General features: G+C 59.5%; 22 protein-coding genes and 1 pseudogene. 7 read left to right on the top strand and 16 right to left on the bottom strand.

Annotation, left to right across the window (positions count from 1 at the left end; genetic code table 11):
• Positions 1-6: 6 nt before the first annotated feature.
• The 6 genes from AACX99_RS11410 to AACX99_RS11435 form a co-directional block, all read right to left on the bottom strand.
• Complete coding sequence (locus AACX99_RS11410) at positions 7-276, bottom strand: K+/H+ antiporter subunit F (protein WP_339411900.1); 270 nt, start codon at positions 274-276, stop codon at positions 7-9.
• Complete coding sequence (locus AACX99_RS11415) at positions 261-764, bottom strand: Na+/H+ antiporter subunit E (protein ID WP_339411901.1); 504 nt, start codon at positions 762-764, stop codon at positions 261-263. The genes AACX99_RS11410 and AACX99_RS11415 overlap by 16 nt, the downstream gene beginning before the upstream one ends.
• On the bottom strand, positions 761-2,266 hold the full coding sequence (locus AACX99_RS11420) for a monovalent cation/H+ antiporter subunit D (RefSeq protein ID WP_339411902.1): 1,506 nt from the start codon (positions 2,264-2,266) through the stop codon (positions 761-763). Before AACX99_RS11420 ends, AACX99_RS11415 begins: the two co-directional genes overlap by 4 nt.
• Entirely contained in the window at positions 2,263-2,592 is a 330-nt protein-coding gene (locus tag AACX99_RS11425; RefSeq protein ID WP_339411904.1) for a Na+/H+ antiporter subunit C, read from the bottom strand. The genes AACX99_RS11420 and AACX99_RS11425 overlap by 4 nt, the downstream gene beginning before the upstream one ends.
• Position 2,593: 1 nt before the next feature.
• Positions 2,594-5,386: a monovalent cation/H+ antiporter subunit A gene (locus AACX99_RS11430; RefSeq protein WP_339411905.1), complete on the bottom strand. Its 2,793-nt coding sequence runs from the start codon at positions 5,384-5,386 to the stop codon at positions 2,594-2,596.
• A gap of 326 nt (positions 5,387-5,712) precedes the next feature.
• Positions 5,713-6,174: an outer membrane lipoprotein gene (locus AACX99_RS11435; protein ID WP_339411906.1), complete on the bottom strand. Its 462-nt coding sequence runs from the start codon at positions 6,172-6,174 to the stop codon at positions 5,713-5,715.
• A gap of 175 nt (positions 6,175-6,349) precedes the next feature.
• Between AACX99_RS11435 and AACX99_RS11440 the strand changes: the two genes are divergently transcribed.
• Positions 6,350-6,586, top strand: coding sequence for a hypothetical protein (locus tag AACX99_RS11440; protein WP_339411908.1), 237 nt, complete (start codon positions 6,350-6,352; stop codon positions 6,584-6,586).
• 7 nt (positions 6,587-6,593) lie between these two features.
• Here the strand turns inward: AACX99_RS11440 and pdxH are convergent, their stop codons facing one another.
• The 5 genes from pdxH to dinG form a co-directional block, all read right to left on the bottom strand.
• Entirely contained in the window at positions 6,594-7,241 is a 648-nt protein-coding gene (gene pdxH, locus AACX99_RS11445) for a pyridoxamine 5'-phosphate oxidase (protein ID WP_339411909.1), read from the bottom strand.
• Between the two features lie 104 nt (positions 7,242-7,345).
• Complete coding sequence (locus AACX99_RS11450; protein WP_339411911.1) at positions 7,346-8,089, bottom strand: OmpA family protein; 744 nt, start codon at positions 8,087-8,089, stop codon at positions 7,346-7,348.
• 31 nt (positions 8,090-8,120) lie between these two features.
• Positions 8,121-9,266, bottom strand: a complete 1,146-nt coding sequence (locus AACX99_RS11455) for a serine hydrolase domain-containing protein (RefSeq protein WP_339411912.1) — start codon at positions 9,264-9,266, stop codon at positions 8,121-8,123.
• 117 nt (positions 9,267-9,383) lie between these two features.
• Positions 9,384-11,516 carry a beta-agarase gene (locus AACX99_RS11460; RefSeq protein WP_339411913.1) on the bottom strand — a complete coding sequence of 711 codons (2,133 nt, stop codon included), beginning with the start codon at positions 11,514-11,516 and terminating at the stop codon, positions 9,384-9,386.
• A gap of 208 nt (positions 11,517-11,724) precedes the next feature.
• Positions 11,725-13,869, bottom strand: a complete 2,145-nt coding sequence (gene dinG, locus AACX99_RS11465) for an ATP-dependent DNA helicase DinG (protein WP_339411915.1) — start codon at positions 13,867-13,869, stop codon at positions 11,725-11,727.
• 109 nt (positions 13,870-13,978) lie between these two features.
• Here dinG and AACX99_RS11470 point away from each other — a divergent pair, with 109 nt between their 5' ends.
• Positions 13,979-14,443, top strand: coding sequence for a CopD family protein (locus AACX99_RS11470; protein ID WP_339411917.1), 465 nt, complete (start codon positions 13,979-13,981; stop codon positions 14,441-14,443).
• Between the two features lie 52 nt (positions 14,444-14,495).
• On the opposite strand, the gene AACX99_RS11475 is transcribed toward AACX99_RS11470, so the two are convergent.
• The 4 genes and pseudogenes from AACX99_RS11475 to AACX99_RS11490 all read right to left on the bottom strand — a co-directional run.
• A complete protein-coding gene (locus AACX99_RS11475) occupies positions 14,496-15,257 on the bottom strand; it encodes a collagen-like protein (RefSeq protein WP_339411919.1) in 762 nt (253 codons plus the stop codon).
• Positions 15,250-15,558: a DUF1145 domain-containing protein gene (locus tag AACX99_RS11480; protein ID WP_339411920.1), complete on the bottom strand. Its 309-nt coding sequence runs from the start codon at positions 15,556-15,558 to the stop codon at positions 15,250-15,252. The genes AACX99_RS11475 and AACX99_RS11480 overlap by 8 nt, the downstream gene beginning before the upstream one ends.
• A 190-nt stretch (positions 15,559-15,748) precedes the next feature.
• Positions 15,749-16,468, bottom strand: coding sequence for an OmpA family protein (locus AACX99_RS11485; protein ID WP_445261868.1), 720 nt, complete (start codon positions 16,466-16,468; stop codon positions 15,749-15,751).
• Positions 16,469-16,612: 144 nt separating this feature from the next.
• Positions 16,613-16,966, bottom strand: a pseudogene (locus AACX99_RS11490) (OmpA family protein); the annotation flags it as partial.
• A 437-nt stretch (positions 16,967-17,403) separates the two neighbouring features.
• Between AACX99_RS11490 and AACX99_RS11495 the strand changes: the two are divergent.
• Together AACX99_RS11495 and AACX99_RS11500 are read left to right on the top strand one after the other, a co-directional pair.
• Positions 17,404-17,901, top strand: coding sequence for a DUF6231 family protein (locus AACX99_RS11495; RefSeq protein WP_339411923.1), 498 nt, complete (start codon positions 17,404-17,406; stop codon positions 17,899-17,901).
• A 4-nt stretch (positions 17,902-17,905) separates the two neighbouring features.
• The gene (locus AACX99_RS11500) at positions 17,906-18,376 is read left to right on the top strand and encodes a YchJ family protein (protein WP_339411925.1); all 471 of its coding nucleotides are present in this window, start codon (positions 17,906-17,908) and stop codon (positions 18,374-18,376) included.
• A 60-nt stretch (positions 18,377-18,436) separates the two neighbouring features.
• Here the strand turns inward: AACX99_RS11500 and AACX99_RS11505 are convergent, their stop codons facing one another.
• Entirely contained in the window at positions 18,437-19,009 is a 573-nt protein-coding gene (locus AACX99_RS11505; RefSeq protein WP_339411927.1) for a hypothetical protein, read from the bottom strand.
• Positions 19,010-19,121: 112 nt separating this feature from the next.
• Here AACX99_RS11505 and AACX99_RS11510 point away from each other — a divergent pair, with 112 nt between their 5' ends.
• The 3 genes from AACX99_RS11510 to AACX99_RS11520 are packed head-to-tail and all read left to right on the top strand — an operon-like array spanning position 19,122 to position 20,294.
• Positions 19,122-19,613 carry an LEA type 2 family protein gene (locus AACX99_RS11510; protein WP_339412218.1) on the top strand — a complete coding sequence of 164 codons (492 nt, stop codon included), beginning with the start codon at positions 19,122-19,124 and terminating at the stop codon, positions 19,611-19,613.
• 5 nt (positions 19,614-19,618) lie between these two features.
• Positions 19,619-19,822, top strand: a complete 204-nt coding sequence (locus AACX99_RS11515; protein ID WP_339411929.1) for an SEC-C metal-binding domain-containing protein — start codon at positions 19,619-19,621, stop codon at positions 19,820-19,822.
• A gap of 7 nt (positions 19,823-19,829) precedes the next feature.
• Positions 19,830-20,294 (top strand): DUF2489 domain-containing protein, encoded by a 465-nt coding sequence (locus AACX99_RS11520; protein ID WP_339411930.1) that lies wholly within the window; start codon positions 19,830-19,832, stop codon positions 20,292-20,294.
• Positions 20,295-20,438: the final 144 nt, after the last annotated feature.

Genomic DNA, 20,438 nt, shown 5'->3' on the forward strand with positions numbered 1-20,438 from the left:
TGCTCCTCATTCGATGATGTCGCCGCGCAGTAGATACTTGGCCACGGCCACCGTGCCGATAAAGCCCATCACCGCAATCAGCAGGGCTGATTCAAAGTACAGGTCCGAGCCCAGCCAGATGCCGAACAGCACCAGCATGGCAATCGCATTGATATACAGGGTATCCAGGGCCAGGATGCGATCGGGCAGATCGGGCCCGATGATCAGCCGCGCCATGGTCAGAACCAGAGCCAAGCCGATGATCACCAGGCACAGCGGAATCACGTAGGCAAGCATGTGAATACCTCCAGCAGGGGTGCTTCGTAGCGCTGTTTGATTTCCGCCACCATGGCCTCGGCGTCAGGCACATCCAGGCCGTGTACCAGCAGCATGCTGCGGTCATCGCTGAGGTCGGCGGACACCGTGCCCGGGGTCAGCGAGATGATGCTGGTGAGCATGGTCAGGGCCAGTTCATCTTCCAGCAGCATGGGAATTTCTACGAATGCCGGGCGCAGCTTGGCAGTCGGGCCGAGGATCAGTTTGGCCACCTGCAGATTGGCAACGACAATATCGCCGAGGACGCGCAGCAGGAACAGAGTCAGCTTCAGCGGTTTGTAGACCCGTGGCGGGTTGATCCAGAACACCTGGGTCAGCAACGGAATCGCCCAGCCGAGCAACGCGCCGAGCAACAAGTGGCCCAGGCTCAGGTCGTTTATCAGCAGTAGCCAGACCAGCAGCAAACAAAGGCTCAGCAGCGGATGAGGTAACCAACGACGTGCTTTCATCGTGCAGCTCCCGATTCGATGATCTGCCGGTACAGCGTCAGGTCATGCAGCTGACTGGCCGTGGCTTCGACATAGGCTAGAAGCGGCGCAGCACCGACCATCAACAGCAGGCTAAGCAGTAGCAAGCTGGCGCAGGCCAGCAGCCGGCCGTAATCCAACTCGGCGCTGTCTAGCTGGCTCAGACCCACGCGCCAAAACAGCATGCTACCGGCGCGACTCAGAGCAATCAGAGTCAACAGACCACCGCCCAGCACAATCGGCCATAACAGCAGGGCCTGCAGGCCAGGCTCCAGCGAGCGCAGCAACAACAGCTTGCCGATAAACCCAGAAAGCGGCGGCAGGCCCGCCACGGCAATCGCGCCGAAAAAGAACAGGCCACCGAGCAGATGCGGATTCTGCAACGCCGGACCCTGTACCAGCAGCGCCTGCTTAACACCACGCTGACGGGCAATCAGATCGGCCAGCAGAAATAGCCCGCCGGCCACCCAAGTGCTGTGCACCAGGTAGTACAGGGCAGCCGCCAATGCTTGCTCGGTGCCAATTGCAATACCCGCAAGTAAGGTGCCGACCGACACCACCACCAGGTACGCCAGCAGCCCCTGCAAGCTGACCGCCGCCAACGCACCGATCACGCCCAGCGCCAGGGTCAGCAGGGCAATCGGCCAGAGCCAGTCGTTAGCCATATTAGCCAGGCTGCCGGCCTCGTCACCGAAGATCAGCGTGTACACGCGGATGATCGAATACAGGCCGACCTTGGTCATGACCGCAAACAGCGCAGCGACCGGCGCAGTGGCCGAGGCATAAGCCTTGGGCAACCAGAAATACAGCGGCATAAAGGCCGCCTTAAGGCCGAACACTACCAGTAGCAACAGCCCAGCAGCGCCGAGCAGCGCGGCATCATCCGGCCCGGTGGCGGCTACGCGAATGGCCATATCGGCCATGTTCAGGGTGCCAGTAATGCCATACAGCACCCCCACCGCGAGCAGGAAGAACGCCGAACCTACCAGGTTCAGCACGACGTAATGCAGCCCTGCGCGCACCCGCTCCACCCCGCCGCCATGCACCAGCAGCGCATAGGAGGCAATCAGCAGAATTTCGAAGAACACGAACAGGTTGAACAAGTCACCGGTGAGAAAGGCGCCGTTAATACCCATCAACTGGAACTGGAACAGCGCATGGAAACTCTGCCCACGCTCATCGTCGCCCCGCACCGCATACAACAGGGCAAAGCTGCCGAGCACCGCCGTGACCACCATCAGCAAAGCACTTAGACGGTCAAGCAACAGGATGATGCCGAAGGGTGCTGCCCAGTTACCGGCGGCATACACCTGCAACACGCCCTGATCGGCCAGCCAAAGCAGGTATCCACTCAATGGCAGCAGCAATAAGGTGGCCAGCAACGCCAGGCTGCGTTTGACTCGCAGGCTCAGGCCCGCGCCCAGCAGCAACAGGCTGCCGGCAAACATCGGCAGCAAAATTGGCAGGATCAAGCCGTGATTCATTGCACAGGCTCCTGGCCGTCAACATGGTCGGTCTGGGTTTCGCCGACGCTGCGCAACGCCAGCACCACGACGAAGGCAGTCATGGCAAAACCGATCACGATGGCGGTCAACACCAGCGCCTGCGTCAACGGGTCTGCGTAGTCACTGCTCTGCCCGATCACCGTGGTCACGCCGCTCTGCAAACGTCCCATGGCAAACAGGAACAGATTGACCGCATAGGAAATCAGCGTCAGCCCCAGCACCACCGGGAAGGTCCGTGCGCGCAGCAGCAGATACACACCGCTGGCGGTCAGGATGCCCAGGGTTGCGGCAAATATGGCTTCCATCTCAAAGCACCTCTTGTACGGCTTTTTCCTGAGTCAACTTGCCCAGGTTAGCGAGAATCAGCAGGGTCGCGCCGACTACCGTCAGGTACACGCCCAGGTCGAACAACATGGCGGTGGCCAGTTCGATTTCACCGATCAGCGGGATATGGAAATGACCGAAGGCCGAGGTCAGGAACGGCCGGTCAAACAGCCAGCTGCCCAGGCCCGTCAGGCCTGCAACAAGCACGCCGAGGCCGGCCATGCCCTGGTAATTCAGCGGCAGGCGTGACTGCGTCCACTGCACGCCGCTGGCAACGTATTGCAGGATCAACGCCACTGCGGTCACCAACCCTGCGATAAAGCCGCCGCCTGGCAGATTGTGCCCGCGCAGGAAGATAAACACCGAGACCAGCAGCGCCATCGGCAACAACACACGCGACAAAGTGGCGAGAATTAACGGATGGCGGTCACGCGCCCAGTCGCGCCCCTGTGCATCAACTTTTGGCTGGATCAGGCGCAAACCATCAAGCAGTGCGAAGATACCGACTGCGGCAATCGCCAGCACGGTGACCTCGCCCATGGTATCGAAGCCACGGAAGTCCACCAGAATCACGTTGACTACGTTGCTACCGCCGCCGCCCGGCACGCTGTTTTCCAGGAAGAACGTCGAAATACTGTCATACGGCCGCGTCAACACGGCAAACACCAGCATCGCCACCATCACCCCGCTCCCCACCGCCAGGGTGAAGTCGCGCAGACCGCGCAGGCTGCTCGACTCAATACGGGTGTGCGCCGGCAGAAAGAACAGCGCGAGCATCAGCAGGACGATCGTTACCACTTCGACCGAAAGCTGAGTCAGGGCCAGGTCTGGCGCCGAGTAACGGGCAAAGGCCAGGGCCACCATCAGCCCGACCACGCTAAGCATCAACAGCGATACCAGCCGCTGGCGGTGGAAGACCACTGTTACCAAGGCAGCCAAAGCCATAATGCCCAAGCCCAGGGTGGTGATACCGTCGATCGGGGCCATGGCTAGCGGCCCATTGATCTGTGGCAACGAACTAAGGCCCTGAGTTACTACCAACAAGGCAGTAGCCAGCAGCAGCGCCAGGTAGCGTTGCAGCGAAGCATTCTCCAACCAGTTGGACAGCGCGCTACACACCTTGACCAGGATCAGCACGCCCTGCTCGAACAGCAGTTTGGCATCCACACTCGGCAGCCCGGCATACCAGCGAAACAACGGCTGACGGAACACGTACACCAGAATCCCGCCAAACAAGGCGATAAAACTCATCAACAACGGCAGGTTGAAACCATGCCAAATCGCCAGGCTATATGTCGGCACCTCACCGCCTAGGGTAGCCGTAGCGGCAGCCGCCAGTAGCGGCGCCACGGTGTAAGCCGGGACAATACCTACCAGCAGACAGAGGAACACCAGAATTTCCACTGGCACCTTCATATACCGTGGCGGCTCGTGCGGTGGGTAATGCGGCAGATCAACCGGCTCACCGTTGAAGAACACGTCATGGATAAAGCGCAACGAATAGGCCACCGAAAACACCCCGGCCAGGGTTGCGGCAGCCGGAATTACCCAGTTGAAGCTGCCCAGCAGGTGCTGATTGAGCGTCTCGCTAAAGAACATCTCTTTGCTCAGGAAGCCATTGAGCAGCGGCACCCCGGCCATCGCCGAGGCTGCCACCATGGCCAGCACAGCCGTATGCGGCATGTATTTCCACATGCCGTTGATGCGTCGCATATCGCGGCTACCGGTTTCGTGATCAATGATCCCCGCGGCCATAAACAGTGAGGCTTTAAAAGTGGCGTGGTTGATGATGTGGAACACCGCCGCCACCGCCGCTAAGCGAGTATCCAGACCGAACAGCAAGGTGATCAGGCCCAGATGGCTGATGGTCGAGTAGGCCAGCAGCCCCTTGAGGTCATGCTGAAACAGCGCCATTCCGGCACCGACCAGCAAGGTCACCAGGCCAGTGATGCTGACCAGATAGAACCACCACTCCGAACCTGCCAACGCCGGGTACAGGCGCGCCAGCAGGAACACCCCGGCCTTGACCATCGTCGCCGAATGCAGATAAGCCGACACAGGCGTAGGCGCAGCCATGGCATGCGGTAGCCAGAAATGGAACGGAAACTGCGCCGACTTGGTAAACACCCCCAGCAGCACCAGTACCAGCGCCAGCGGGTACAGCTCGTGGGCGCGGATCGCATAACCAGCAGCCAGCACTTGGGACAATTCAAAACTGCCGGCGATATGGCCGATCAGCAGAATCCCGGCGAACAGCGCCAGGCCACCGCCACCGGTCACGGCCAAAGCCATGCGCGCACCTTTGCGCGCATCCGAGCGAGCGCCCCAGAAGCCGATCAGCAGGAATGACGACAGACTGGTCAGCTCCCAGAACATCAGCATCAGCAGCAGGTTTTCCGAGAGCACCACACCGAGCATGGCGCCCATAAACAGCAAAAGGAAGGCAAAGAAGCGCCCCATGGGCTCCTTCTTCGACAGGTAATAACGGGCGTAGAGAATGACCAGCAGGCCGATGCCGAGGATCAGCAAGGCAAACAGAAAGCCCAAGCCATCCAGACGCAGGCTGAGGTTCAGACCCAGGGCTGGTAACCACTCCAACTTGACCTTGAGCAACTCGCCAGCGAACACCGCAGACTGCTGCGAAAACAGCAAGATCAGAGCCGTCAGCGGCGCCACCCCTGCTGCCGCGGCGCAGGCAGAACGGCCCAGACGCTCGGCCAGCAGAGGCAGAAAAATGCCGAGAAATGGCAAGGCGATGATCAGCGCAAGCGTCATAGAAAAAACCCCTTAATACGAACCCGGTACGTACCCGTCCCCGGCTGACTCTCCAACCTGCTGACTGGCGGGCAGCCCCAGGTTTGACCTGGGCTGCACCCACGCAGAAGTATTGCACCGCACGGCAACGAAAGCCCGTCGGCGCAAAAGCGTGGGCGATTATCCATAACTATCGGCCAGCAGTCATGGATAGAATCATTACTAAACACAGTGTTTTCCGCGAGCCTGCCCAAAAAACCCGAAAAACACCGGCAAACATCTGGTTTATCTGGAAAAAAGGCAATAAAAAACCGGATCAGTCGAGACTGATCCGGCCTTTACGACACTCAGTGAGTAACGCGGCTAGTGCCATTCACGGTCATAATGCGCACACGCTCGCCAACGCGGAAAATTTGATTCTCTTCGACGGCCTGAACATAGGCGCGCATGCTGCCATCATCTTCGCGCACGGTGATTTCCACACCTTGGGTGCGGGTCAGACCTTCTTCGGTCATCGCCCCCAGCAAGCCACCTGCCACTGCACCGATCACTGCAGCCACCGCACTGCCACGTCCACCACCGACGCCGCTACCCGCCACACCGCCAATTACCGCACCGGCACCTGCGCCGATCGGAGTTTTCGTTCCTTCGATCTTCACTGGACGTAGCGCTTCGATGGTACCCATGCGCACCGTTTGCACCGCACGCGCTTCGTCGCGCGAGTAAGTGTCACCCGTCAGGCTGGAGGCGCAGCCGCCCAGCAGGGCTAGCGCGGCAAACGAAGCCGCCAATAGAAAGTGTTTACGCATGATGGTTTCTCCATTTGGGCAGACCCTCATTAAAACGCCTGCACACTGGCGCTGTCACCCGCCAATATGCAGCAAATCTTTACCCAAGCTGCGGCCTAGGGCTATGGCGCGACACTTAGCCGCGTGCAATCACAACATCCAATCAGCCTAAGCTAAGGCTTAGTTTGGGGGATTTATGGATTACTTTATCGTCGCCATCACCAGTGTTGCCGGGCTGTACTTCCACTGGTGGCTCTATGTGCGGATCAGACGCTGGATGGACCGTGACCTGGCGCTATCGCTGGCCGGTGACTCAGTGGCCAAACGCAGCTATATGCTCGCTCGCCTGGCTGAAGCACAGGCTGCCGGCATCAAACGCAGCGCCCTGCCCGCCTGGCTGGAGCACGCTGCCGCGCACTACTCCGGCGATTGAAGCGCACTCAGGGCGCAAGGCGCTCGCGCAGCCAGGCGCTGTCCTGCAGGCGGAAGTTGAGACGGTCATGCAGACGACTGGAACGGCCTTGCCAGAACTCGATGCGCTCCGGCAGGAGACGATAACCGCCCCAATGCGGCGGGCAATGCGGGGCACGGTCCAGAAAGCGTTGCTCGGTCTCAGCCAACAGGCCTTCCAACTCGGCACGGTCGGCAATCACCCGGCTCTGCGGCGAAGCCCAGGCACCTAAGCGACTGCCCAGCGGACGCACCTGGAAGTAGGCATCACATTCTTCGGCAGTAACCCGCTCGACGCGCCCCTCGATCCGTACCTGCCGCTCCAGGCTCGGCCAAAAGAAGGTCATGGCGGCAAAGGGATTGACGGCCAGGTGCTGACCTTTGGCGCTGTCGTAGTTGCTGAAAAAGGTAAAGCCGCGCGCATCCAGACCTTTAAGCAGCAGCACCCGACAATGCGGACGCCCTTCGCCATCGACGGTCGCCAGAGTCATGGCATTAGGCTCGACCGGCAGTTGCTCGGTCTTTACCGCATCGGCAAACCATTGCTCAAATAACGCAAAAGGCTCAAGCGGCGCTTGCGCCTCGCTCAAGCCATCGCGGGTGTAGTCACGGCGCATATCAGCCAGGGTTTGAGTCATCGGCAAATCCTCTTAAAAACGTTTTGCCTAGCTTACCCGCGAGCACTCAATCTGGTTTGATCTGCAGCAATACGCCACTGCGTAATGACTATTAACGTAGTGGTTTACTGGCTGCTAGCGGGCTTATCGGCCTTGGCTACGGCTTTCGCATTCTTGTCCGCAGCAGGTTTGGCAGCCGCGACTACTACAGCGGGCGCCGGCTGGCTGTATTTGGAGATCAGCGCGTTAAGGGTGGCTTTCGAGGTCAGGAGGATTTCCACCCGACGGTTAAGCGCACGGCCTTGCTGGCTATCGTTGGCGGCGCGTGGCATGTCTGAGCCCAGCCCCTTGACCATCAGGCGATTCTGCTTGAGGCCGCTGAGGCGGAAAATCGAGGTGAAGGCACGGGCGCGCTGCTGGCTCAGCTCGCGGTTGGCATTCACCTCACCGCTGCTATCGGCATGGCCGAGAATCAGCACACCAATGGTTTCATCACTTTCCAGCAGTTTGGCCATACGGCTCAGTGGCCCCAGGGTAATCGGCAGCATCATGTGCGGACGGTCCGGGTTGAATGAGCCCTGCACCGGCGCGGTGATCACCAGTAGGTTCTCCCGACGCTCAAATTCAAAATGGGTGCCCTTGATCGCTTCGCGCACCTTCGGCTCATACACATCCAACCAAGCCTGGGTCACTGCGGGTGGCGGCATTGGCACCACTTTCGGTGCAGGCTTTGCGGACTTGTCGAAAAGACTGCAACCGCTGATAAGTACACACAGAGCGATGGCGAGAGTTTTATTGGCGAGCATCGGGTATCCACACGTGTTGAGCAAAAAGAAGCCGGTCAGTGGCCCGCTCAGAGGGCGGGCCATGCCATGTTGCGCAGCAGTTTAGCCGAGCTGGCTATAAACAATCAGCCAACAGACGCGCAAGTTTCTGCGCACGAGGGTCCATCAAGACGAACGGTCCTAGGTTGTTGGTGACAAAACCGAAGGCCACATCCCGCTCTGGGTCGGCAAAGCCAATAGAGCCGCCGGCTCCAGGGTGGCCAAATGCACGCGGCCCCATGCCGTAGGTGGCGTTGGCGACCTCGGGCTGATCGAGCATACAGCCCAGACCGAAGCGGGTGCGGGTCAGCAGAGTCTTGTCCTCGCCCACCGCGTGCTCACGGGTCAACTCGGCCAGCAGTTCGCTTTCCAGCAACTGGCCATCCAGCAAGCCGCTATAAAAGCCGGCCAGGCTACGCGCATTGCCATGGCCGTTTGCTGCCGGCTGCTGCATGCGCCGCCACTCGGGTTTGTTGGTGCTGGTCATGATCGACGGCGGGTTGGTAAAGGCCCGTGTGCTCATGGCCGCCGGCTCGCTCATCATGGTTTTGAGCAAACGCTGGGCGGCCGCGTCGCCGAAGTTGCCCTTACCACGGGAGATGATCGATACGCGGTCAAACTCATCATTGGCCAAACCAACATGAAAATCCAGGCCAAGCGGTTTGGCCGTACGCGCAACGATGGACTCGCCCGGCCCACGCCCCTCGACGCGGCGCAACACCTCACCCACCAGCCAGCCATAGGTAATCGGAGCGTAACCATGACCATCACCCAATGCCCACCAGGGCTGCTCGGCTGCCAGGGCGGTGGTCATCGCTTGCCAGTCATACAGCGCCTCAGCCGGCAGCATCTGGCGCAAAGCTGGCAATCCGGCCTGATGGCTGAGCAAGTGACGCAGGGTGATTTTGTCCTTACCGGCAGCGGCGAACTCCGGCCAGTAGCGCGCCACCGGCGCATCCAGTTCGAGTTTGCCCTCGCCCACCAGTTGCAGGGCAGTGACTGCGGTAAAGGTCTTGGTGCAGGAGAACAGATTGAGGATGGTGTCGCTATGCCAGGCCTGCTGGCCATCCTTGTCGGCCACCCCGGCCCACAGATCCACCACGGTTTCGCCACCGATTTGCACGCACAGCGCCATGCCGCGCTCCTGCGGCTCATCGAACAACGCCGCAAAAGCGTCGCGCAACGCCTCGAACTTCAGGTCGAAATAACCTTGTATCTGCACCGCCCTGCCCCCTTCTTCTTATATTTGGCCACTGTTCGGCAGATTGTTTCAGCTCTGACGCCAGCGGTGAACCCAGCCCAAGGCTGGCAAGCCTACTATCAGTCTGGCGAATAGCCTTTATGGAACCGCAGGAACTGGCGCAGCTACAGGCTTAAGCAGAGCTTTCGGCACATCGAGGTTAGCTTTGCGCACAGCTTTAACGAAGCCATCCCATGGCCGATCAGTAATCGCGACTAGACCCAAGTGACCATTCTCGCCGTCCAGCAAACGCCCGGTAACCGGCTGATCGAGGTACTGGAACCAGTGCACGCCGACGATCTGCGGCTCCTCTAGGGCCTTGGCCAGGAAATGCGCATAGGCCGAGCCGCGTTCTTGTTCCTTGTAGACTTCGGCAACGCCACCCCAGAACGGCCCACGGTCACGGGAGCCGAAGTGGAACTCGGTGACCATCAGCGGCTTGTCCAGCTCACGCAGGGCGGCAAAGTCGTAACCGTGCTGCGGCTCGCGGGTGTAGAAGTTGAAGCTCAGTACATCGCAGAACTTGGCGCAGGCATTCACCGCTTCGGGGATGCTGCTGGCAAAACGGCCACCCAACAGCAGGTGGTTGGGCGCGTGCCACTTGAGCGAATCGGCAATGGTCTTGAAATAGGTCTCGGCATACAGACGCAAGAATGCCTGCATGTCTTTTTCGACGGCCGGGTACTCGGCACTTGGCAATGGTGCCTTAAAGCCAGGATCTTCCATCAATTCCCAGGCAGGCAGCTCGATGCCCCAAGCGCGGGACAGACCATTCTGATTGCGGTACTTGTCGCGTAGCTGCTTGAGAAAGGCACGCTTGGCCGGAACGTCGGTGGTCAGGCGCAGCGTGGCGTACGCCAGGGCATAGCGACCATAGGGGTCATCCGCCGGCCCAGCCCATGCCAGTTCGTTATCGGCGAAATAACCAAGCAGCCAGGGGTTGTCACGGTGATCGCGCGAGGCTATCGCTACAGCGCGCTCGGTGGCCATGGCGAAGCGTGGGTCGAATGGATCAGGCATCGCGCCCCACCAATCAACGCCGGTGCTGATGGTGGCGTAATCGCCATGAATCGACAGCGCAATGCTGAACGGCATACGCGTATCGCCGCCGAAGGCCGGCTCGCTCCAGTTACCCAGGGTATTGAAGCCCCAGGCCTGCAGTCGGTCCTGGCTCAGCGTGAGCCAGGCCGCAGGGTCAACCTGGCCATAGCTGCGCTGCAGGTTGGCCTTGTAGAAGTCGAACCAGCGCCCGCTGGCAAACGCCCGGCCCTGATTGGCGCCAGTGTCGCTGCGGCTATCGGATGTGCCGAAATAGGCGGCCAGCGCCTCACCCGGTTGCGGCAACCCGGCAAACATCGCCTCACGCCCCTCAACGTAGGTAGCGCTCTGCTGCGTGGTGACCGCATTGACGCCCAGCGAGTAGAACGGATGACCCTCTGGCGTTACCAGATACCAACGGCCGTCGCGCTTTTCGGTACGGAAGAAGCCACTCGCCTCGAAAGGCTGTCCGCCGGTCCAGCCCGCAAACTTATCCTGCGCAGGGCGTTCAGCCAGCCAGGTATGCAATTGCTGCTGCTCCTGGACCACGGCCTGCTGCAATTGCTCGTCGTGCTTGACCTTGCCCGGCCAATCGGCCCGCGTGTACTGGCCGTAACTGTCGACGATGCCGGCATATGCCGCCGCAGAAAGCTGCTCGGTAGTCACGCCAAACTGGCTGATCAGAATATCTTGTCCGGCTTTCGGCTGCGGTATGGACAGGGTGACCGCGCTGACCTTGCTCAGGTCCAGCGCACCAGTGACCGTATCCGCCAACAGCAGGCGCTGGCCTTTGTCCGTCCAGGGCATCGGCACACCGGCACGCATACCTTGATCGCGGGGCGAAGTTGCCTGCAAAGGGATCAACAGCGTTTGCGCAGGGCCAGCCGGCAAGGCGATACGCGTACTCAGGCGCTGACCGTCAGCGCTCTCGATCAGCACATCCAAAGTCAACGCCCAATCCATGGCGTTCTGCACACGCAGGCTTATCAGTGCCTGCTGCGACCAGTCCCAGCTGCCGTCTTGCGGGGTCAACCGTAGACTCGGCTGTTCGGCAGGATGGAAGGTCACCCGGCGTAGTACTTCGCCTTGCGGGGTCGGCTCGCCGATACGGTTGGGCAGATCAGCATCCTGCGTCGTGACCTGTACGGCATCCATTGGCCGAACAAAGTTGAACAGTTCCTGCTCTTTCGCCATGGCTGCACCGCTAAACCCTACTAGCGCTGATACCAGAACAGCCGTTTGCAGCCTGCGCTTAACCTTCACGAACCACACTCTCCCATTGTTTCGTCCTCCTTGGGCAACACTGCCGGAGGCATAATTCTGGCCTTAGTGCTTACCAAGGCATTATCCATGCGCCACTTGGAGCCGATAAGGCTCAACGAGTTGCTTACCAGATGGACTGCTAACTGATTTCCCGACGAAACGGCGGCAAGGCATTAAGAATCGACTTGCCGTAACGCTGAGTAACCACGCGCCGATCCAACAGGGTAATGATTCCGCGATCCGCTTCGGTGCGCAGCAGTCGGCCACATGCTTGCACCAGACGCAACGACGCATCCGGCACGGCGATTTCCATAAAGGGATTGCCGCCGCGCGCTTCGATCCATTCGGCCAGCGCCGCCTCTACCGGATCATCCGGCACCGCGAAGGGGATCTTGGCGATCACCACATGCTCGCAATAGGCACCCGGCAGATCGACACCTTCGGCAAAGCTGGCCAGGCCAAATAGCACGCTTTCCTCGCCGGAATCCACCCGCGCCTTGTGCTTGTTCAGGGTTTCCTGCTTGGACAGGTTGCCCTGGATAAACACCCGCTTGCGCCAGTCGCGCTCCAGGCCGTCGAAGACTTCCTGCATCTGCTTGCGCGAGGAAAACAGCACTAGGGTGCCGCGTGAGCCCTCGACCAGGCCGGGCAGCTCGCGAATGATTGCGGCCGTGTGCGCCACCGCATCACGCGGATCGGCGTTCAGGTTGGGTACCCGCAGCACGCCGGCATCGGCATGATGGAACGGGCTCGGCACCACGGTGGTAACTGCCACTTTCGGCAAGCCGGCGCGCATGCGATAGCGATCAAAGGTGCTCAGCGCCGTCAGGGTCGCCGAGGTCACCAGGGCGCCATAGGCGACATTCCATAGGTTACGTCGCAGGGTTTCCGCCGCTAGGATCGGGCTGGCGTTAACCTCAATGTCGAACAGAGCACCACTGTCGGCCAGGGTCAGCCAGCGCGCCATCGGCGGGCTTTCCTCCGGATCTTCAGCAGTAAAGGCCAGCCACAGCTCCCAGTTGCCCTTGGCCCGCGCCAGTAGGCTGCCGAACAGTGGATACCATTCCTCGGCCTGGTGACTGGCAATACCAACAGCGCCCTCACCATCCATGGCTTCCTTGAGTTGTTCAGTCACGCCGGTGAACAGCTCATTGAGCTTGGAAAAACCTTTTTTTAGCTCCAGGCCCAGCTCAGTCAAATGCTCCGGCACTACACCGCCGACAAAGCGATGGCGCGGCCGCTCGCGGCCCTGCATATCCTCGCCGGGCTTGAAGTCGGCCACCTGTTCACAAGCGGAAAACATAAATTGCTGCTGGGTTTTGAGCTCCCGCGCCAGTTCCGGCACCTGCTCGATCAGCCTGCCGAGATCCCCGGGCAGCGGATTTTGCGCCAGCAACTTGGTCAGGTTCTTGTCGATCTGAGTCAACCAATCGGCAGTCGAGCGCAGGCGGGTGAAGTGAGCGAAATGGCCGATGGCCTTGTCCGGCAGGTGGTGACCTTCGTCGAACACATAGAGCGTGTCGCGCGGGTCCGGCAGCACCGCACCGCCACCCAGGGCCAAATCGGCCAGGACCATGTCATGGTTGGTGACGATGACGTCTACCTTGCCCATGCCCTCGCGCGCTTTATAGAAGGCGCATTGCTGAAAGTTCGGGCAATGGCGATTGGTGCACTGACTGTGATCGGTGGTCAGCTGCGACCAGCGTGTGTCTTCCAACTCTTCCGGCCAGCTGTCGCGGTCGCCGTCCCATTTATTGCCGGCGAGCTTTTCGATCATCGCGGTGAACAGCTTCTGACTCTGCACATCCACATCGATCTTGAAGCCTTCTTCTTCGAATAGCTGGGCGGTGGCACTCTGTGCCTGGCCTTCTTGCAGCAGGATATCCAGCTTGGACAGACACAGATAACGCCCCCGCCCCTTGGCCAGGGCGAAGCTGAAATTCAGCCCGCTGTTGCGCATCAGATCGGGCAGATCCTTGTGCACGATCTGCTCTTGCAGGGCTACGGTGGCCGTGGCGATCACCAGACGCTTGCCCGCCGCCTTGGCAGTGGGAATCGCCGCCAGGCTGTAGGCCACGGTTTTGCCCGTACCGGTTCCGGCCTCAACCGCCACAACTGCCGGATCACCCAGGCGTCGGCCTTCGTCGTCAGCCTTGATCGCACCGAGCACCTTGGCGATTTCAGCAATCATCAGGCGCTGGCCATAACGCGGTTTGAGCGATTTGGCTTCGAGAAAACGGGAATAGGCGCCCTGAATCTGGGTCTTGAGTTCGGTACTGAGCATGGAGTCTGACGCGAAAAGGCTGGATAAATTTTCAGTGTTTGTAATCGGCGGCTATCATAGCGCGCAAATCGATTTAGCGCTGAACCGCTTAACCAACAGGAGTGCCTGCATGACCCCATACGCCTTCGTCTACAGCCTGCACCTACTCGCCGCCCTGGTTTGGGTGGGCGGGATGTTCTTCGCGTGGATGGTGTTACGCCCGGCAGCCGTCGCCGCATTGGAGGCCCCGCCTCGCCTGAAACTCTGGCTGGAGGTGTTTCCGCGGTTTTTCTACTGGGTATGGGCGGCGGTGATTGTGCTGCCGATCACCGGCGTGGGCATGTTGCACCTGCGCTTTAGCGGCTTCGACGCCGCGCCGCGCTATGTGCACATCATGATGGGGCTGTATATCGCCATGCTCGCGCTGTTTCTGCGGATTCAGGCACTGCAATTGCCTGAACTGCGCCGCGCTGTGGCGGCGGAAGATTGGCCGAATGGCGGAGCCGTGCTTGGGCGTATTCGTCGATTGGTCGGCATCAATTTGTTGCTGGGATTGTTGGTGGTGGCAATCGCCGGCACCCGTCCCGCGCTCTAAGCGCGCTCAAGCAACCGCTGCCCGAGAGCAGCGGTTAACACTGCACAACCGGTTAGAACTGCACGATATTCAGAGCGCCAGCCGGGCCTGGCTCACCAGCACGCCCCGCCCGCCCAGGCTTGCCATCGCGTGCGCCATCGGTGCTGTACAGCCAGCAACCCTTGCTAACGCCACCTTGGCCGCCCGCCCCGGGCGTGCCTGGCTGACCACCGCTGCCGCCATCCAAGCGTACCTGCAACTGCTCAACCGGGAAGCCCTGCGGTACTTCCAGGCGCACCTGCGCACCCGAGGCACCCGGCTGGCCGTCACCACCATCCAAACCATCATGGCCACGACTGGCTTCACCCCAGGTGCAGTTACCTGGATTGCCATCGGCACCAGCGAGGCCGGCATAGCCAGGCGCGCCGGTACCTCCGCGGGCATCCAGCACCAGGTTTTCCAGAGTGACGGTCTGCAAACGCAGGCTTAGATCGCGCCCCGGCAGCGCCGGTTTTTCAGCACTGCCCTGGGCGCCACGTGCACTGATCTGGGCGCCACTGGCAATCTCGGCAGCCTCCACTTCGAGACGCAGAACCTGATCGCTGGGAGCAATCGCCAGCCGTGCTTCGCGTCCCAGGTTTAGCTGCGCGACACGAATTTCGGTCAGGCCGGGCGGAATCAACAAAGTGCCATGATCGGCAATTTCCAGACGATCTAGCAGCAACACGCTGGTATTGCTCGGCAGCCGCATAACCGTATTAGAGTCGACTTCAATCACCGCCTGAGCCAATGCCAATGGGCTGAATAGCGCAGCAAGGACAAGCAGCTTACGCATTCTCGGCCTCCATCTGCAGCGTTTGCTCAGTCTCGGCCACAGCCGGCTGTTCCGTTGGCAGCCCGAGCAACTGAAAAACCCCGAATAACATGACCTGCAAACGCTCTAGCGCCGGCTTGGGGCAAGCGGCGATGCGCTTATCAAAAAGCCACAGCTCGAATGCATGGACCAGCAGAATAAAAGCCCCGGCGCCGTTCAACAGCAGTGCGAAGGGCTGCGCAAAGGGTTGCAGCAGATTTGCCAGTACGACGCCCCAGAACAATGCCGTCAGCACCTTACCCAACGTCAGAAAAATCTTCATATCCGCCCCCGGCAGTTTTTTATTTCGCTGCACCTTATCTGCTTTGGGAGTGTGCTGCCAGAAGACCAGTAAAAACCATGGAGAGCGGATCCCTTCACAGCTTTTACTGGGTTGAAAGTATCGCCTCGCTGGCAGGCCGTTGCGAACTTGGAAAGCAGGTTCGCAACGGCCTGACAACGCATCACATCAGCTATGGCTGCGCTTCGACCTCCGCCTCAACCCGGCGATTGATTGCACGCCCGGAATCGCTGTCATTGTCGGCAACCGGTCGCGACTCACCGTACCCGACAGAAGAAACCCTGCCGCTCTCGATGCCATGCTGATTGACCAGCACATCCCGTACCGCATTGGCACGCCGCTCAGACAGGCCCTGATTATAGGCATCACTGCCTATGGCGTCGGTATGCCCCTCAACGGTTGTGGTGGTTTGTGGATACTGCTTCATAAAGTCGGCAAGGCTCTTGATATCGGCCTGGCTGTCTTCTTTTACATCGGACTTGTTGAAATCAAACTTCACATCCAGCTCTACCCGAACCGAGTCCACCATTTCAATGGGCTCAGACTCTGCTTCAACAGGCGTACTGGCATATTCCTTGAAGGGACAGCCGTTGTGATGCACCGGCGTATTAGAAGGGGTTCCTGGGCAACGATCACGGCGATCAAACACACCGTCGTCGTCTTCATCACCATCCTGGGCATAACAAATAAGCGTACCAATGACCGCACCGGCCACGGCTCCACCTGCTGCCCACGTAGAACTTTCGAGTGCGCCCAGACCAGCACCGGTCAGACCGCCAATTGCAGTGCACAGGGGCCAGTTCCCTTGGTTGAGTGGCGCATCTCCCGTACTGGAAGTTGTGACGCAACCTGAAAGAACACTACTGACCAAGAGAATGGGGGCTATCCCCATTATGGATCTAACTCTCATGGTAGAAATCTCCTGTATTACCGGCTACTGCCGGTAACTAAGGAGTAAAGACCTACCCTTCAAGCTGCACAAGCCAGACCCCGAAGGGTCTGGCTTGTTTTCTTCAGAAAGTCTGGGGTCAGACGATCAAGGACGAGCTTCTACTTCTGCTTCTACGCGGCGGTTGACGGCACGGCCATCAGCACTGGCGTTGTCCGCAACCGGACGAGTTTCGCCATAGCCCACAGCATTGACGCGATCACTGCCTACGCCGTACTGGTTGACCAGTACATCACGCACCGCATTAGCACGACGCTCGGACAAACCCTGGTTGTAAGCATCACTGCCTACGGAGTCAGTGTGACCTTCAACCACAGTGGTGGTTTGTGGGTATTGGGTCAGGAAGTCAGCCAGGTTTTTGATATCGCCATAGCTTTCTGGCTTGACCTGGGCCTTGTCGAAGTCGAACTTGACGTCCAGCTCTACACGTACGGCTTCGGCTGGTTCGGCAACTACTACTTCTTCAACCACTTCTTCAACCATAACAACCTGCTCATCACTGGCACCATGCACCCAGCAATATGCAGCTGCCATACCGGCACCTACGACCGCACCGCCGCCAGCCCAGGTAGAGCTTTCAATCGCGCCCAGAGCAGCACCGCCCACACCGCCAATCGCGGCACAGGTTGGCCAATCCGTTTTCTGCAGCCCGGCACAACCGGTCAAAAAGGTACTCGCGACAATCAGGGGTAATGCTTTCCTGGTGATGCTCATATATACGTCTCCTATTGGTAAATCGGCAAAAACCGATACTGACGAAGTAAAGACGCCAGCAACAAAATATGCCAGAGAATATGTAAACACATTACTAGCACATTCCGCACTAGGCCACATTGCTACTGCACGTTAGTCTTTGCGTACTTGAGCGAGGAGCCGCTATGCCTGCAAGCCCGTCCACCCGAACGCCCCAGCAAGCCCTTGCCGCCCTGTTGGCACGCTACATACCAGAACGCCTGTTGCTAGTGGGTAGCCGAAAACCACCAGCTATTGATGCATTTATCCAGGCCCATCCAAGCTGCCACTTTGTCCACGCGGTTGCAGGCTCCCTATCTAATGAAGTGGTCGCCCAACGTTTCGATCTGGCGCTGATTGTCGACTGCCTTGAGCACTTGCCGAAACGCACTGGACTAGAGCTGCTCGGTGGTATTCGCAACCTGAATGCCAGCCGCATGGCTGTACTGGTCGATTTACACGCCTGTGACTGGCAGGAAACCGACTTCTTTGCCCTGGCCCTACAGGCCAGTGAGTGTTTCCAGCGCGGTGAACAGACACTTAACCTGTTCACCTATGACCTGCTCGACTACAAGCAAGTACCCGACTGGCTGAACGCCAAGTTCTGGGCCAACCCGGAAAATTTCGGCAAGTATTGGTGGTAAGGCCATGAGAAGCACAACCTGCCCCTGCGGCAGCGGCCAACTGCTAACACTTTGCTGCGGCCGTTATCATGCAGACACCCCAGCACCCAGCGCCGAAGCCTTGATGCGCTCACGCTACAGCGCCTATGCCCTGGGACTAATCGACTACTTGGTACATAGCACGCTACCAGCCCAGCAAGCAGGCCTCGACCACGCAGCCATTGGCGCCTGGAGTTTGGGCAGCACCTGGATTGGACTTGAAGTGGAAGAGGCGCAGCTGATCGAGGGCGAACCGCAGCACGCCTATGTCACCTTTACCGCGCACTGGCGTGACGCAAGCGGCGCGCACAGCCACCGCGAACGTTCGGCATTTGTTCGCAACAATGGTAATTGGTATTTCATTGACCCGACTGTCGAATTGAAACTCGGCCGCAATGACGCTTGCCCTTGCGCCAGCGGGCTGAAGTTCAAGAAGTGCTGTGCCAGCTATTTCTAACGGCTGAGGTGGGTTGATCGCGCAGAAAGCACCGACAAGGCGCTTTCTGCGAACTGCAGACTAATCCTGCAATTTCAGGTGGGAGATGTCCGGTGGCGGCCCGGCCGGGGCTTTTTTCGCCTCACCCATGTCACTGCCGGGTGGTGCCAGGCTGAACTTCGACAGATCCAAGGCCGGAGCCTGTACCTGCGGCTTGCCGTCCTGTACATCGTCACCCAGCGGCGCAATACCAAAATCTGGCGCATCCACTTCTGCAAACGCAGCCATATATTCGTCACGTGGCGCAACCTTCAGGCGCCCCGCTGGTTGACTGCTGGCTGCCTGCACTGGTGTTGCAACTGCGGCAGCAACTGGCGCTGCGGCCACAGCAGGTGGCGCAGCCAGCTCGATTTCTTCGATCTCGTCGTCCAGGCAGGCCACTTCGGCCACCGCGCCGGCGCGCTCCAACGTCGAACGATATTTTTCCGCCCCGGCTGCATCCAGATTACTTTTGATCACGATACGCCGCCCTGAAAACAACAACGCCAGTCGCTGTTCATCGGCCTGAAACAGCTTGGCCAAGTTGGCTTTCACCAACTCCAATTGGGCACCCGGGACCAACTGCGCACTAAAGGCAATTTCGTAGCGAGCCATGGTCATACTCCTGTCCTATTCGTTGCTCAGTATGGCGCAGGTTTTTTTACCGCCACAACAGGTTGCAGCCAAGCACTTGCTTGTTACACTGATGCGTCATTCGGAGTATGCAATGTTTTATCAGGCGCAAACGATAAGAATTCTCAGCCTATTGATGTTTTTTGGCCTCCTGTCGGGCCTTAGCGGTTGTTCCTCACAAGGCGATCTCAAGTCGCCCGACGTACGCCTCGTTAAAGTCGACATTGTTAAAGCCAAACTGCTGGAGCAGCATTTCACGCTGCGCTTTCGCATCGATAACCCCAACAACTTCAGCCTGCCAGTGCGTGGGATGGACTACTTGGTGCATCTGAACCACGTCAAACTGGCCGAAGGTGAATCCAATGTGTCATTTACCGTGCCCGCCCACGGACATCACAACTTCTCCATCCCGGTGCGTACCAACCTATGGCGCCACCTGCGGCAGATCGTCAAAGCCCTGGAAAAACCCGACCGCCCCATCCCCTATCGTCTACAAGGCGCAGTAAAAACTGGCTGGTTCTTCGGACAGAGCGTGCACATGTCGCGCAATGGCGAGATAATTCCCGGCGATTACATCCCGGAGTAACTCGCATGACCCAGCAAGAACACGTCCACGGCCCTGACTGCAATCACGACCACGATCATACCGACCACCATGATCACGGCCACGTGCATGGCCCGCACTGCAATCACGGCCATCAGGAACCTGCGCGCAACGCCCTAAAGGACGTTGGCCGCAACGACCCTTGCCCCTGCGGCAGCGAGAAAAAATTCAAGAAATGCCACGGCGCATAAGCCTGCGATGACTAATCTCAGTCTGCTGCTCCTGATCAGCAGCGCCACATTGATAGCCGCACTGGCGCTGTACGCCCTACACCTATGGCGGCGCGTCTGGACCCAGGAAAAAACCCAAGCCGAAGCGCTCAACAGGCAGCGTGAACGCATTGGCGGCGATCTGCACATCCTCGCCAGCAGCCTGCTCGAGGGCCAGTTACCGCTGATTGAGGGCGCCATTCGGATCAAGGTGCTGTTGGATAACTACGACAGCAGCCTCAGCCAGGATCAGCGCTGTGAGGTGTTTCACCTGCTGTTCGCGGCAACCGCCCAGGTGCCGACCCATGCCGAGTGGAAGGCCCTGGAAAGAAGCGTACGCCGCCAGCATGAGCAGCACTTCAGCGAACTGGAACTGCAGCACAAGGCCGCCGCCCGCGCCGCCGCCCGCTGGCTGCTTGATGAAGCCCTGCCGCCCCTGCGGCAAAGCGCCTGATTCGCTCACCCTGCGCCTTGTCAGGCGTAGGGCCGCTGGCTAACGTAGTACACCGCACCTGCGCACCCACGCATCTGGAAAGCGCACACCCTAACCGATCGTTTTCCATCCGCAAGGAGCCTGCTGCATGCTAGCGCGCGTGTT

Source organism: Pseudomonas sp. EA_35y_Pfl2_R5, from assembly GCF_963970805.1.
In the GTDB taxonomy this organism is placed as follows: domain Bacteria; phylum Pseudomonadota; class Gammaproteobacteria; order Pseudomonadales; family Pseudomonadaceae; genus Aquipseudomonas.